Source organism: Streptomyces diversicolor, from assembly GCF_057537855.1.
This window is the reverse complement of record NZ_BAAJXA010000005.1, coordinates 91,457-103,723: the sequence shown is the minus strand read 5'-3', so window position 1 is coordinate 103,723 and position 12,267 is coordinate 91,457. Positions and strand designations below refer to the sequence as shown.

At 71.4% G+C, this 12,267-nt stretch carries 16 protein-coding genes and 2 pseudogenes; 10 read left to right on the top strand and 8 right to left on the bottom strand.

Going from position 1 to position 12,267, the window contains the following annotated elements:
- Window positions 1-107: 107 nt before the first annotated feature.
- From AC27LF_RS07520 to AC27LF_RS07495, 6 genes and pseudogenes are all read left to right on the top strand, one after another.
- The gene (locus AC27LF_RS07520) at window positions 108-356 is read left to right on the top strand and encodes a hypothetical protein (RefSeq protein ID WP_479656776.1); all 249 of its coding nucleotides are present in this window, start codon (window positions 108-110) and stop codon (window positions 354-356) included.
- Window positions 353-520, top strand: a complete 168-nt coding sequence (locus AC27LF_RS07515) for a hypothetical protein (RefSeq protein ID WP_479656775.1) — start codon at window positions 353-355, stop codon at window positions 518-520. Before AC27LF_RS07520 ends, AC27LF_RS07515 begins: the two co-directional genes overlap by 4 nt.
- A 376-nt stretch (window positions 521-896) precedes the next feature.
- Window positions 897-1,127, top strand: a complete 231-nt coding sequence (gene tgmA, locus AC27LF_RS07510) for a putative ATP-grasp-modified RiPP (protein ID WP_479656774.1) — start codon at window positions 897-899, stop codon at window positions 1,125-1,127.
- On the top strand, window positions 1,124-2,101 hold the full coding sequence (gene tgmB, locus AC27LF_RS07505; protein ID WP_479656773.1) for an ATP-grasp ribosomal peptide maturase: 978 nt from the start codon (window positions 1,124-1,126) through the stop codon (window positions 2,099-2,101). Before tgmA ends, tgmB begins: the two co-directional genes overlap by 4 nt.
- Entirely contained in the window at window positions 2,098-3,204 is a 1,107-nt protein-coding gene (locus AC27LF_RS07500) for a methyltransferase domain-containing protein (protein ID WP_479656772.1), read from the top strand. Before tgmB ends, AC27LF_RS07500 begins: the two co-directional genes overlap by 4 nt.
- Before the next feature lie 74 nt (window positions 3,205-3,278).
- A pseudogene (locus AC27LF_RS07495) lies at window positions 3,279-3,609 on the top strand (IS1380 family transposase); the annotation flags it as partial.
- A gap of 305 nt (window positions 3,610-3,914) precedes the next feature.
- On the opposite strand, the gene AC27LF_RS07490 reads toward AC27LF_RS07495, so the two are convergent.
- Genes AC27LF_RS07490 through AC27LF_RS07480 form a run of 3 tightly spaced genes read right to left on the bottom strand, consistent with a single transcriptional unit; the run spans window position 3,915 to window position 5,344 of the window.
- Window positions 3,915-4,451 carry an NUDIX domain-containing protein gene (locus AC27LF_RS07490; RefSeq protein ID WP_479656771.1) on the bottom strand — a complete coding sequence of 179 codons (537 nt, stop codon included), beginning with the start codon at window positions 4,449-4,451 and terminating at the stop codon, window positions 3,915-3,917.
- Window positions 4,452-4,497: 46 nt separating this feature from the next.
- A complete protein-coding gene (locus tag AC27LF_RS07485; RefSeq protein ID WP_479656770.1) occupies window positions 4,498-4,641 on the bottom strand; it encodes a hypothetical protein in 144 nt (47 codons plus the stop codon).
- 34 nt (window positions 4,642-4,675) lie between these two features.
- Window positions 4,676-5,344 (bottom strand): HAD family hydrolase, encoded by a 669-nt coding sequence (locus AC27LF_RS07480; RefSeq protein ID WP_479656769.1) that lies wholly within the window; start codon window positions 5,342-5,344, stop codon window positions 4,676-4,678.
- A 302-nt stretch (window positions 5,345-5,646) separates the two neighbouring features.
- Between AC27LF_RS07480 and AC27LF_RS07475 the strand changes: the two genes are divergently transcribed.
- The 4 genes from AC27LF_RS07475 (at window position 5,647) to AC27LF_RS07460 (ending at window position 8,355) form a co-directional block, all read left to right on the top strand.
- Window positions 5,647-6,849 (top strand): helix-turn-helix domain-containing protein, encoded by a 1,203-nt coding sequence (locus tag AC27LF_RS07475; RefSeq protein WP_479656768.1) that lies wholly within the window; start codon window positions 5,647-5,649, stop codon window positions 6,847-6,849.
- A 190-nt stretch (window positions 6,850-7,039) separates the two neighbouring features.
- Window positions 7,040-7,240 carry a hypothetical protein gene (locus AC27LF_RS07470; protein WP_479656767.1) on the top strand — a complete coding sequence of 67 codons (201 nt, stop codon included), beginning with the start codon at window positions 7,040-7,042 and terminating at the stop codon, window positions 7,238-7,240.
- Window positions 7,237-7,512, top strand: a complete 276-nt coding sequence (locus AC27LF_RS07465; protein WP_479656766.1) for a hypothetical protein — start codon at window positions 7,237-7,239, stop codon at window positions 7,510-7,512. Before AC27LF_RS07470 ends, AC27LF_RS07465 begins: the two co-directional genes overlap by 4 nt.
- Window positions 7,513-7,668: 156 nt before the next feature.
- The gene (locus AC27LF_RS07460; RefSeq protein ID WP_479656765.1) at window positions 7,669-8,355 is read left to right on the top strand and encodes a hypothetical protein; all 687 of its coding nucleotides are present in this window, start codon (window positions 7,669-7,671) and stop codon (window positions 8,353-8,355) included.
- Between the two features lie 66 nt (window positions 8,356-8,421).
- Here AC27LF_RS07460 and AC27LF_RS07455 read toward each other — a convergent pair whose 3' ends face one another.
- From AC27LF_RS07455 to AC27LF_RS07435, 5 genes and pseudogenes are all read right to left on the bottom strand, one after another.
- The gene (locus AC27LF_RS07455; RefSeq protein ID WP_479656764.1) at window positions 8,422-8,994 is read right to left on the bottom strand and encodes a hypothetical protein; all 573 of its coding nucleotides are present in this window, start codon (window positions 8,992-8,994) and stop codon (window positions 8,422-8,424) included.
- A gap of 97 nt (window positions 8,995-9,091) precedes the next feature.
- Window positions 9,092-10,579 carry a GntP family permease gene (locus AC27LF_RS07450; protein WP_479656763.1) on the bottom strand — a complete coding sequence of 496 codons (1,488 nt, stop codon included), beginning with the start codon at window positions 10,577-10,579 and terminating at the stop codon, window positions 9,092-9,094.
- A gap of 114 nt (window positions 10,580-10,693) precedes the next feature.
- Window positions 10,694-11,104, bottom strand: a complete 411-nt coding sequence (locus AC27LF_RS07445; protein WP_479656762.1) for a RidA family protein — start codon at window positions 11,102-11,104, stop codon at window positions 10,694-10,696.
- Window positions 11,101-11,865 (bottom strand): IclR family transcriptional regulator, encoded by a 765-nt coding sequence (locus AC27LF_RS07440; RefSeq protein WP_479656761.1) that lies wholly within the window; start codon window positions 11,863-11,865, stop codon window positions 11,101-11,103. The genes AC27LF_RS07445 and AC27LF_RS07440 overlap by 4 nt, the downstream gene beginning before the upstream one ends.
- Window positions 11,862-12,230 (bottom strand): annotated as a pseudogene (locus tag AC27LF_RS07435) (PfkB family carbohydrate kinase); the annotation flags it as partial. The gene AC27LF_RS07440 and the pseudogene AC27LF_RS07435, both read right to left, overlap by 4 nt.
- Window positions 12,231-12,267: the final 37 nt, after the last annotated feature.

Sequence of the window (12,267 nt, the reverse complement as noted above, 5' to 3'; positions counted from 1 at the left end):
TCGGCGCGAAGGGGAGTTGTCTGGTCACCGGCTGCCCTCCCTCCATGCGGGCGGCGTTGACAGCCCAGCCCGCCCATCGAACGCGAGCACCACCGAAGGACGCGACGATGACCATGACCGCTGCACACGGAGGGCCACAGCGCTGTCAGGAGCGCTGTCCGGCGAAGCTGGAGGCTGCCCGGCAGGCGCAACGGGACAGAGCGCTGGCCCTGGAGACCTGGGGCCTGCCTCAGCTGCTCGACGTCGCCGAGCAGGTCGTCACGGAGCTGATGGCCAACGCGGTGGAGCACACGGACGCGGCGACGGTCGGCGCTTCGATCACGCGCACGGGCCCCTGTCCGCGCGGACCGTCGTGACGGACACCTCGCGCACCAGACCTGTCCCGGGCACGCCGTCCCCGGATACCGAGCACGGCCGCGGGCTCCTCCTCGTCGGCGGCCTCGCCCACGACTGGGGCAGTGAGCTGGTGCACGGAGGGATACGCGGGTGGGCCGAGCCGCGCGCGTACGGCGAGCAGTGAGCGCGTCATCCGTGGACGAGCCGCCGCGCGTCGACCAGCTCAGCCCGCGCCAGCAGATGGCCATCGACTGCGCGCACTGCGCCCGCCGGTGGGGGATGGCCGGCCTTGTGTGGGGCGTGGCGCGTCACTGCGGCCGGTTGTTCCCGCTGTGGGTCCGCGAGTCCGCGCCCCCGCCTGTCGCTGGCGGTGGCCCTTGGCCCGCCGCCTGGTGCGGGAGACCGAGCGCCCGGCGCCGGGCGGCGTACGACCCCCGCTCCGCCCCCACACAGCAGGCTCCCCACCGGGGCGGAGCGGGCCCTGCAAGACCCTCGTCACCGTCCTCGGACGTAGGCGGGGCGGAGAACAGTCCGAGCAGCATCAACGACAGGAGGCAAGCATGCCCACAGCAGCAGCGCTCGTCCCGTTCGGTGCCCGCGTCGAGCGCACCCCATACACCGTGACCCTGGAGGCGGGCTCGTTCACGTACGACCCGGCCCGGCAGGTCAACATCCTGACCGACGGCTCCGGCGACCTGTGGAGCCGGTCCACCTCCCTGGCCGGGAGCTGCACGAACACGAACTGGGACAGCAAGAACGACGACACGGCCGACCCGTACCTGATGCGGTGACACAGCACCTGTCCGGCGGCCCGGTGCTGGTCGTCACCAAGGAACTGGACCCCGCGGCGGACTTGGTGGTCGACGAGCTGACGACCCGGCACGTGCCGGTCATGAGGCTCGACATGGGCGACTTCCCGCAGACCATCTCCCTGTCCGCTGAGCACACTGCAGCACCCTGGGCGGGGAGCCTGGCTGACGAGTACCGCTCCGTGCGGCTGGAGGAGGTGAGGGCCGTCTACTACAGGCGGCCCCGCCTTCCCGCCGTCTCCGAGCAACTGGAGGAGCCCCACCGCACGTGGGCCAACGAACAGGCCCTGGCCGGCCTGCTCGGCACGCTGTACGCGCTGCCGGTGATGTGGGTCAACCGGCCCGACGTGGACGGCATGGCCTCCCACAAGCCGGGGCAGCTTCCGGTGGCGGCGGCGCACGGGCTACGCACACCGCGCTCGCTGATCACCACGGAGCCGGAGGCGGCCCGGAAGTTCTGCCACCAGGTGGACGGCCGGGTGATCTGCAAGCCGCTCATGGGCGGCCCGCTGGAATACCCGGACGGCCGCCGCAGCGGGGTCCCAACTCACCTGGTGGACCCCGACACCATCGACGACTCCGTGTCCCTGACGGCGCACCTGTTCCAGGAATGGATCACCAAGAGCCACGAGGTGCGGCTGACCGTCGTGGGGACGGAGATGTTCGCCGCCGAGATCCACACGGGCAGCGACGCGGCCCGTGTGGACTGGCGCAGCGACTACGACGCACTCACCTACGACGTGGGCAAAGTGCCGGACGACGTACGGGCGGGCGTGCTGGGCTGGCTGGAGCACTTCCGGCTCGGCTTCGGCGCGTTCGACTTCGCCGTCACCCCGGCCGGCGACTGGGTGATGTTCGAGTGCAACCCGTCCGGAGAGTGGTCCTGGATCCAGAACCGCACGGGCCTGCCCATCGCCGCGCACATCGCCGACCTACTCGCCAAGGGACGACCATGACCATGCACACCGAGGAGCGCGCCGAGCAGCTGCGCGCGGCGCTCGCCGAGAACCTGGAGACCAGCGGCCAACTCACCGACCCGACATGGCGCAAGGTGTTCGAGACCGTTCCGCGCCACCCGTTCGTGCCGGAGTTCTGGACCCTGGCGGGCGAGGGACCGCGACGGGTGACGTCCGCCGATCCGGACTGGCTCGACCTGGTGTACACGGATGATGCGCTGGCGACGCAGCTCACGGACGGCGTGGCCACCTCGTCCTCGACAGCCCCGGGCCTGATGTTCGTCATGCTCCAAGCCCTCGACGTCGCCGACGGTCACCGGGTGCTGGAGATCGCGACCGGCACCGGCTACAACGCGGCGCTGCTGTCGGAGCGGCTGGGCAGTCACCAGGTCGTCACCGTCGAGGTTGACCCGGTGCTGGCGCGGCTGGCGAATTCTCGGCTCCGGCGCAGCGGCTACACCCCGCTCGTCCATGCCGGGGACGGCCGCGAGGGATACCCGGGCCGGGCCCCGTACGACCGGCTCATCGCCACCTGTGGCTTCAGCACCATCCCGGCCGCGTGGCGGGAGCAGGTGCGGCCCGCCGGCCTGATCGTGTGTCCGCTCGGCTGGGGCACGGTGCGCCTGGTGGTGGCCGACGACGGCCGCGCCGAGGGCCGGTTCCTTCCCGCCCCCTCCTACTTCATGACCGTGCGCGACGCCGGCACCACCGGTACCCCGGCCCACCTTGGCAGGCCGGGGGCGACGAGCGGCCGACTCACCGGCCTGGACCTGACCGCGGTCGCCGAGGACGAGGCGTTTCGCTTCGTCCTGTCTCTCGTCGCTCCCGAGACCGCGTTCGCCTTCGAGCGCGCCGAGGACGGCGGCGTGACGGCCGTGGAGCTGTGGGGCGCTGACGGTGCCTGGGCACGCGCGGAGGACGGCACGGCGCGGCAGGCCGGGCCGCGGCTGCTGTGGGATGCGGTGGAGGCCGCGCACGAGTTCTACGTCGGACACGACCGCCCCGGCCGCGAACGCTTCGGGGTCACCGTGACCGCCGAGGGACAGCGCATCTGGCTGGACACACCGGGTCGCCCGGTGCCTGTCGCCGCCGCAACGGCCTGAACCCGCGCCTCCTCGTGCGAGGCTCCGCGTGACCCACCCGGCGTCGCGCGGAGCCTCGTCCCCTCTGGATTCGATCCGCCTGGACCCCGACCGCCGAGACGGACGGCGAGGCCCGCGACGGCGCCTGGGTCGCCGAACTCGCCAACGACGTCCTGGACGGCCGGTCCAAGGGCATGCGGCTGATCGTCCGCAGGGAACGGCCTCACTCCCGTGCCCAGTTGAGATACACGGACGCCGACGGCATGCGGATCACCTGCTTAGCCACAAACCCCCGACCGGCCGATCGCTGAGCTCAAGCTCCGCCACCGGCTGCGGGCCCACGCGGAGGATCGCATCCGAACCGCGCGTTCGACCGGCCTGCGAAACCTTCCCCGGCACGCCACCGCGCAGAACGGCATCTGCCTGGAGACCACGGTGTCGAGCATCTGTATCGCGGTGCCGACGGCAGGGGTCGTTCCGCCATGCCTCGATGGCGGCAACGGCCCGGGGCACATCCGACAGGTCACCCAGCACGACATCAGCACCAGCGTTGCGCAGGTCGCTTCGGCGGCTTCGGCCACCGCCCCCTTCCGCGTCGCCCCTCCGGGCGCCCGGACGGCCGTGGGCGGGCGCCCGGGACGACGCCGATTCAGGCGCGTGCCTGATACCGCCGAGCAAAGCGTCTGGCCCCTGCTGCTTCGGCCGTGGGGGTCATTTCGTCATGCCCTCGATCACCCGAGGCGCAGATGGTGCAGCATCAGCAGCGCCGCCACCGCGTTGGCCGACCGCACCTCACCACGGGCGATCAACTCGGGCACCTTCGCGAGCGGCACCCACTCCCGCCGCGCGGACTCGTGCGCATCCTCCGGCGCGGTGCGAACCTTCTCGGCGCGATCCGACCAGTACACCCGATGATGCGACGTCGAGATCCCCGGCATTGGGTCGACCGCCAGGAGCAGCCGCATCGGGCCGGGCCGCCACCCGGTCTCCTCCTCGAACTCCCGCGCAGCCGCGACCGCGGGGTCCTCGCCCTCACCGGTCCCGCCCGACGGCAACTCCCAGCCCCACGCGCCGGTGATGAACCGGTGCCGCCACAGCAGCAGCACCTCGTCCGCCTCGTTCACGACCGCGGCCACCGCCACGGGCCGCAGCCGGATCACGGTGTGGTCGAGGTGTCGGCCGTCCGGCAGTTCCACGTCGGCCATATTCACCTCTACCCACCGGTTCTCGTACACGGTGCGCTCGCCGAGGTTCCGCCACACTGACATGTTGCTGCCTCTCCTCCGGGGACGCGCTTTATCCGACCACAGTCGGCTACAGCGGGATGCGAAGGGTCTCGTCGATCCGGTCGACGACCTCGCGCGTGGACCCGCTGCGGGTGGTGGCGAGGTTGCGGCGTACGCCGACGAGCCGGTCGTAGAGCCGGTGCGACTCCATCCCCTCCACGGTGTCGAGCATCTGTATCGCGGTGCCGGCGGCAGGGGTCGTTTCGTCATGCCCCGATGGCGGCAACGGCCCGGGGCGCATCCGACAGGTCACCCAGCACGGCATCAGCACCCGCGTTGCGCAGGTCGCTCGCCGAGGCGCGGCCGGTCGCAACCGCCACCACGCGCACCCCGGCCTCGCGCCCGGCCGCCACGTCGGCGCGCGTGTCTCCCAGGAACACGGCGGCTCCCGGAGGGACGGCCGCGCGCTTCAGCGCTGCACGCAGTAGCTCGGGCCGTCCTTCACCGTCCTCGCCGTACGCGCCATCGTCCAGGCTCAGGTAGCTGTCGAGACCGAACACCGCCAGCTTCACCTCTGCGGCCCCGCGCACATTGCCTGTCACCACGGACTGGCGCACGCCCTGGTCCGCGACGGCCGAAAGGACGGCGGCGGCCCCGGGGAGAGCGTGACCGCGCTCGCGCAGCTCGGCGGCACGACGAACGTGCACGGCCCCCAGTGCTTCGGCGAACGCCGTGAACAGGTCGTCGGTGTAGGGCACATCGTGCAGCCGCGCCGTCTCGCGTAGGATCACGCGTTCCGTGGACCCGGTGACGTCCGCCTGCTGACGCATCCGCACGCCGGTCACCTGGTGAAACGCCTCGGCCCACAGCTCATGTCCGAGGCCCCGCGTCGCCATCAGCGTGTGGTCGATGTCCCACAGAACCAGCTCCGGCACCAGCGTTCCTCTCTCCATTATGAGGGTCTGTGCCACCTCTGGCTGCGGCCACGGCGGGGTGGCGGACTCCCACCGTCGTACCTGCCGGACTCCTACACCGAGGGCGTCGGCGAGTCCTGCTGGGACGGGTAACCGGCGGCGTTCCGTGCCGCCTTCGGGCGGCAAGGGCCGCGTTCGTGCGTTCAGGGCCGAAGACGGCCGTACAGCGCGATAGCCCCCGACGAGGTAGATGGGGGCCGTGTACCGTTTCCCCGGCGCTGCCAGGAGTACCTTCGGGGTGTCGAGACTCGAAGGGGTCCAGTATGCCCGACACCGCCTCCGCTGCCCCAGAGCGCATCGGGGCACGCATCCGAGATGTCCGAGCCATCCGCGGCTACTCCCTGTTTGAACTCGGCCGGCGGGCGCACGTCTCGCCGAGCCTGCTCTCCCGCATCGAGACCGGCCGGCGTGCCGCAACCGAGGCTGTTCTCGCCTCCGTGGCCCGTGCCCTTGCCGTGAAGGTTTCCGTCCTGCGGGGACAGCCCTACATTCAGACGCTCCAGAAGGAGCAGTTGGACGCGATCCTCACACCGATCAGCACCGCGTTCGACGACTGGGACCTGCCGCCGGACGACGCTCCACCGCCCCGCCCGCTCGACGCCATCGAGGGCGACGTAGGACGCCTCTACGGCCTACGGGTGAAGGCCCGGTTCACCGAGATCGCCGCGGACCTGCCCGGGCTCATCTCTGAACTGGCCTTGGCCACGCAGCTCCACGCCAGCGCGGGGCGAGACCGCGAGCGCGCGTATGCCGCACAGGCTGAGATCTGCCGCACGGCGGCCATCGTGGCTTACCGGATCGGGTACATGGACCTCGCCAGGCTGGCCCTGTCCCGCATGGGCGTGGCCGCACCGCAGTCGGGCGATCCACGGCAGGTAGCCATCGAGCGGTACGAGCGTGCCCAGATGGCCGCCGACAGCTCCCGACTTGACCGCGGGGTGTCCCTGATGCGGCACGCGTTGCGAGAGCTGGATGACGATGGGACGCGGCAGACGCGTGCGGTCCGAGGCACGCTCCAACTGCGGGCCGCGACCCTGTCGGCTCGTGGCGGCGACGAAAGCAGTGCAGCCGACTGGATCGGAGAGGCGGCCGAACTCGCCGAGCGGACCGGCGAGACGCGTGACTACGCCCTCGCGTTCGGGCCCTTGAACGTCCGTCTGCACGAGATCTCCGCCGCGGGCGATCAGAACAACTATGACCAGGCTCTGACTGTCGCCTCGGGGGTGCGGCTTCCTGACGACTACCCGCCCACCCGCGCGGCGCACTTCTGGATCGACAAGGCCAACGCCGAAACCTGGACAGCGCAGCAGGATGAGGCGCTGAAGTCGCTGCTGGCTGCTCGGTCGGCGTCGCCGCAGCTCACCCGCTATCACCATTCGGTGCACGAGACGGTGGCGACTCTGCTGCGGGCACGGCCACGCCTCAGTGATGACCTTCGAGATTACGCGCTGTGGTGCGGCGTGTAGCGCATAGGTGAACTCCGGTCAAGCCTCGTGGCGTTGACACCTTTGTCAACGCCACACCGCTTTTCTGTCGGCACTCTGAGTCAGCAAGTGAGACCCCGGCGACCGCGCGAACGGTCCCGGGGGTGTGGCCGACTGGCGAAGGAGTCGACGTGACGCACGGTACCGTCCGGCCGTCCCAGGGGGCGAGCCGATGAGCAGTGCCGTCCAGGGGATCCCGCCAGAGGTGTTGGCCGTCTTGGCGTTGCCCGACCTGGACAGCCTGGACGAGGACCGGACCGCCGGCCGCGTGTGCATCTGGTGCGGCCGGCCTCTGACGATCGAGACGGCCGTCAACCTTGGCGAGCAGAAGGCTGATGGCTTGTACCGGCTCGTCAGGGACAACCGCCGGTGACCCGCCCGCAGACGACCGCAGGGGCGCGGTCCCCGCAGCCGAACCCGCCGCTCAGCCAGACGACCGTGCGGGTCTACCAGGTGGACCGCTACGGGACGGTCGCCCGTGACAGCGGACGGGTCATCGTCCCGCCCACCCAGCGGCTGACACCGGCCACGGGCAGGCACCCGCCGTACCAGTGCCCGGCCACCAAGACGGACAGGGAAAGCCCCGGTGACCGCGGACAGGTACGCCCCGTGCCCCTGGTGCCGATGCCCCGGCCGCCCTCGTAGCCGGTATCGACCGCTGACCCCATGACCGGCTCCGGTCGCTCGCGCCCCAGGGAGTGACCGGAGCCCCCAGGCGCCCGCCGGCCTCCCGCACCCGACTCTCCCCCGCGGGGCCGGCGGGCCCGCCACCCACGTCTCGACAAAGGAAGGTCCTCGATCGTGTTGCCCCCGGCACCGCCAGGCATCGTCCCCTACATCGCCGGATGGAGTGAGGAAAGACTCCTGAAGTGCCCGATCACCCGCCGCCGCGTGGCCCCGGGGATCGCCTACGTGGATGAAACCCCGTACGACCGCGACAGCTTCGGCGTGCTCTGGGCCCGCTACGCCCTCCGGCCCAAGCGCCGCCGGGGCAGCCCGCAGCTCCGGAACGTCCACCCCTACCGGCAGCGCCGCGCGATGCTGAACATGATGTGCCAAGTGTGCTCCCGTATGCCGCCGGACCCGCACGGCCCGCATCTGTTCCTCCTGCGGGACAGCGTCGGCCCGATCCGGGAAGGCGAGCGGACGACGAGCCCGCCGGTGTGTGTGCCGTGCGCCGGGATCTCCATCCAGCTCTGCCGTGCCCTGCGGGGTGGGCGGTTCGTGGCGGCATGGGCGAGACACGTACCCGCGTGGGGGGTCGTCGGTCCCCTCCACCACCCCGTGACGCTCCAACCCATCCCGGGATGCCACATGGAACAGGTGAAGTACGGGTCGGAGTGGGCACCGTGGGTCCGGGCCGCCCGCACGATGGTGGAGCTGCGCGACGTGACACCGGCGGACCTCGACCGCGAGTTCGCGGCCCTCGGCCACGACCGCCTGGAAGAGGAGTTCGCCCGGGTCGCGGAAATGACGGCGGTCCCCTGACGGCCCGGCCCGCACCTCATCGCACGGCACTTGTACCGCGGCCGGGCGGCCCCCCGCGGGGGGCCGCTAGTCCTCGAAGTAGGCGTCGAGCACCGCGTCCAGTTGCTCCTCCCACTCCTTGAAGCGTGTCCTGGCCGTCGCCTCGATCTCGATCGGGTACCAGCGGCGGTCAGGGGTGTGCACCGTGACGGTGAAACGCTTCCCGAAGCGGGGCGTCTCCGTCTCGACCGCGCCGATCTCGTCCCAGCGGAACTCGCAGGACTCCTCGTCGAGGCGGAGCCGGACGCCCTTGCGGTCGGCGACTATCCGGGCACGGCGGTCGGCGGCCTCGAAGACCGGGCCGTCCGGCTCCGCGTCGTCCTGCTCGCCCTCGGCCTCGGCCTTGGCCCCCGCGTCGTCGGCCTCGGCGTCCTCGGCCAGAGCCTCCGCCTTGTCCTGCGCGGCCTCGGCGCCGTCCTCGGCCTTGGCGGTGGACGCTTGCGTGTCGCGTGCCGAGGCCGTCTCCTCGGTCTCGACGGCGTCCTCCGCCTCGGTGTCCTGCCGGTCCGCCGCCACGGGTGCGGTGATCCCGGGAATGAAGGCCGGGTCGAATCCGGCGCCCTCAAGGGGCTGGCTGCTCGATCCTATGCGCTGCTCCACGCGGGCAGTATGGACGACGTTCCTGTGCCGGAACCAGTCAGCCCACCCTTCACCCCGGTTCACCCCGGTCACCGGGCCCCGCTCGGGTCCGCTCAACTCAGCTGACGAACAGGCTCAGTACGGCGGCGACCGCGAAGCCCGCGAGCGAGAGGACCGACTCCAGAACGGTCCACGTCTTCAGTGTGTCGCGTTCGCTGATGCCGAAGTACTTGGCGACCATCCAGAAGCCGCCGTCGTTGACGTGCGAGGCGAAGATGGAGCCGGCCGAGATCGCCATGATGACGAGCGCGACGAACGCCTGCGAGTGGTCGCCCTCGGCGAGGAGGGGGGCGACGATGCCGGCCGTGGTGACGATCGCGACGGTCGCCGAACCCTGGGCCACCCGCAGCACGACCGAGATGAGGTAGGCGAGCACGATCACCGGCAGGCCGACGTCGTGGAAGGTGTCCGACAGGGCCTGCGCGACGCCGCTCGCCTTGAGCACGGCACCGAAGACACCGCCCGCGCCGACCACCAGCAGGATGTTGCCGACCGGCTTCAGCGAGGACGTCGACACGGTCTCCAGGGACTTGCGGGACCAGCCACGGCGCAGACCCAGCAGGTAGTACGCGAGCAGCAGCGCGATGGTCAGCGCCACGAACGGGTTGCCGAAGAACTCGATCACCGAACGGGTGGTGGAGGGATCGAGGGCGATCGAGGAGAAGGTGGCGGCGAGGATCAGCACCAGCGGGGTGCCGATGATGGCGAGGACCGTGCCCAGCGGGACCGGCTTCTCCTGCGCCCGCGTACCGGCCGCCCGCTGTTCCTCGACCACCGCCCGCCGCGCCTCCTCGGCGGCCTCGACCATGTCCTGCGGTACGGCCACGAAGATCCGCCGGCCGATCCAGGCGGAGAAGGCCCAGGCGGCGAGCACGGCGGGGATGCCGCAGACGACGCCCATGAGGATGATCCAGCCGAGCTGGACGTGCAGCAGCCCGGCGGCGGCCACCGGGCCGGGGTGCGGCGGCAGGAACGCGTGCGTCATGGACAGGCCGGCGAGCAGCGGCAGGCAGTACAGCAGGATGGACTTGCCGGACCGTTTGGCGGCGGCGTACACGATCGGCGCGAGCACGAAGATGCCGACGTCGAAGAAGACGGGGATGCCGAAGATCAGGCCGGTCAGACCCATCGCGAGGGGTGCCCGCCGCTCGCCGAACAGGCCGAGCAGCCGGGACGCCAACACCTCGGCCCCGCCGCTGACTTCGAGGATCGCGCCGAGCATCGTACCGAGGCCGATGATGATCGCGACATGGCCGAGGATGCCGCCCATGCCGGATTCGATGGTGGAGACGGCGTCGGAACGCTGCACGGTGCCGAAGAGTTCGGTGACCGACAGTCCCGCGAGCAGGCCGACGGCGATGGAGACGGCGAGGAGGGCGACGATGGGCTGCAGCCGCGCCTTGATGATCAGGAAGAGCAGCAGGGCGATGCCGATGGCGGCGACGACGAGCAGTCCCGTGGTGCCGTCGACCAGGAGGAGCAGCCCTCCGGTGTGGGGTGGCGCGGCGGGCGCGGCGGCGGCGAGCGGCAGGGATATGGGGGGCATGTGGGGGTCCTCTGGGGGCGTACACGGTGCTTTCGGGCAGGGGGGATCGCGGCGCGGCGCCCCGGGGTGGGGAGCGCCGTGCGGCGGGCGTGCGGATGCGGGGTGCGGGGGCGGTCAGCCGAGGACGGCGAGCGCGTCGATCTCGATGAGGAGGCCCGCGGGCAGGCCGACGTAGACGGTGGTGCGCGCGGCGGGCGGCTGGGTGAGGCCCTGCTCCTCGAAGTAGGTGTTGTAGAGGTCGTTCATCTCGGCGAAGTGGTCGACGTCGGTGAGGTAGACGCGGATCATCATCACGTCGTCCCAACTGGCGCCGCCCTCCTCCAGGATCGCCTTGACGTTGGCGAGGGTCTGGAGGGTCTGCTCGCGCAGGGTGGGGCCGGCCGGCGTGGGCGGCTTGCCCGGCTCGGCGGGGAGGAATCCGACCTGACCGGCGACCTGGAGGATGTTGCCCTTCTTGACCCCGTGCGAGAACGTCGCGGGCGGGGTGGTGTGGGTCGCGGGGGTGAGCGCGGTCTTCTCGGTCATGCGGGGGTTTCCTTCACTGGAGTTCTGCCGGAGTACTCGCCGCTGATGGCGTCGGCGGTGCGGCGCACCTGCGGGAGCAGGGTGAGGAGTTCGTCGGCGGTGACGACGACGTTCGGCGCGGAGACGGACATCGCGGCGACCACCCGGCCGTCGGCGCCGCGGATGGGGGCGGCGACGCAGTTGATGGACTCCTCGTGGCCGCCGAGGTCGGTGGCCCAGCCCTGTTCTCTGACCTTGTCCAACTCCCTCAGGAAGGCGGGGGCGTTGGGGGTGGAGCGGGCCGTGTACATGGGATAGTCGAGCTGTTCCGCGAGGGCGCGGCGCTCGGCGTCGGGCAGATCGGCGAGGAGCAGTTTGGCGACGGCGGCGACGGTGATGGCGACGGGCTTGCCGATCCGCGAGTACATGCGCACCGGGTAGCGGCTCTCCACCTTGTCGATGTACAGCACCTCGTGCTCCTCGTACACGGCGAGGTGGACGGTGTGTCCGCAGGCCTCGTTGAGGCGGACCAGGTGGGGGTGGGCGATCTCGCGGACGTCCAGGTTCTCCATCGCCTCCTGGGCGAGGGCGAAGAGACGGGCGCCGAGCCGGTAGCGCTGGTCGGCCTGGCGGTAGACGAGGCCGTGTTCGTGCAGGGTGCGCAGCAGGCGCAGCGCGGTGGACTTGTGCACGCCGAGCCGGTCGGCGACCTGGCCGAGGTCGGCGGGGCCCTCGGCGAGCAGCGGCAGGATGCTCAGCGCGCGGTCGACGGTCTGGCTCATGGCGTGGGTACCTCCTCATCGGCCCGGCCCGTGGCGTGGGTCCAGCCGGGGCCGAGTCGAAGTCTCCCCCAGGCCGCGTCGTCCAGGGCGATCAGCCGGTCGGCGTGCTCCCTGGAGGGGGGCACGGCGAGGTCGCCGGGGACGGTGAGTACGGCGGCGGCCAGGAGATGCCCGGACCTGATCCGCTCCCGCACGGACAGCCCGCGCAGCGTCGCCGAGAGAAACCCGGCGGCGAAGGCGTCCCCGGCCCCGACGGGCGCCACGACATCGACGTGCAGAGCGGGCACGAAGGTACGGGTGTCCGAGGCGGCGACGGGGGTGCCCGTGTCTCCGTCAAGGACCGAGGTACCGGCGCTCGGGACGGGGACCGATGCGCGCAAGTCCGAGACCGGGCCGGAAGCG

Bases quoted from the DNA above. Each gene is read 5' to 3' on its own strand.
- AC27LF_RS07445 (WP_479656762.1), bottom strand. From the start codon at position 11,104: ATGACCGAGAAGACCGCGCTCACCCCCGCGACCCACACCACCCCGCCC.
- AC27LF_RS07475 (WP_479656768.1), top strand. From the start codon at position 5,647: ATGCCCGACACCGCCTCCGCTGCCCCAGAGCGCATCGGGGCACGCATC.
- tgmA (WP_479656774.1), top strand. From the start codon at position 897: ATGCCCACAGCAGCAGCGCTCGTCCCGTTCGGTGCCCGCGTCGAGCGC.
- AC27LF_RS07520 (WP_479656776.1), top strand. From the start codon at position 108: ATGACCATGACCGCTGCACACGGAGGGCCACAGCGCTGTCAGGAGCGC.
- AC27LF_RS07470 (WP_479656767.1), top strand. From the start codon at position 7,040: ATGAGCAGTGCCGTCCAGGGGATCCCGCCAGAGGTGTTGGCCGTCTTG.
- AC27LF_RS07490 (WP_479656771.1), bottom strand. From the start codon at position 4,451: ATGTCAGTGTGGCGGAACCTCGGCGAGCGCACCGTGTACGAGAACCGG.
- AC27LF_RS07485 (WP_479656770.1), bottom strand. From the start codon at position 4,641: ATGCTCGACACCGTGGAGGGGATGGAGTCGCACCGGCTCTACGACCGG.
- AC27LF_RS07500 (WP_479656772.1), top strand. From the start codon at position 2,098: ATGACCATGCACACCGAGGAGCGCGCCGAGCAGCTGCGCGCGGCGCTC.
- AC27LF_RS07450 (WP_479656763.1), bottom strand. From the start codon at position 10,579: ATGCCCCCCATATCCCTGCCGCTCGCCGCCGCCGCGCCCGCCGCGCCA.
- AC27LF_RS07440 (WP_479656761.1), bottom strand. From the start codon at position 11,865: ATGAGCCAGACCGTCGACCGCGCGCTGAGCATCCTGCCGCTGCTCGCC.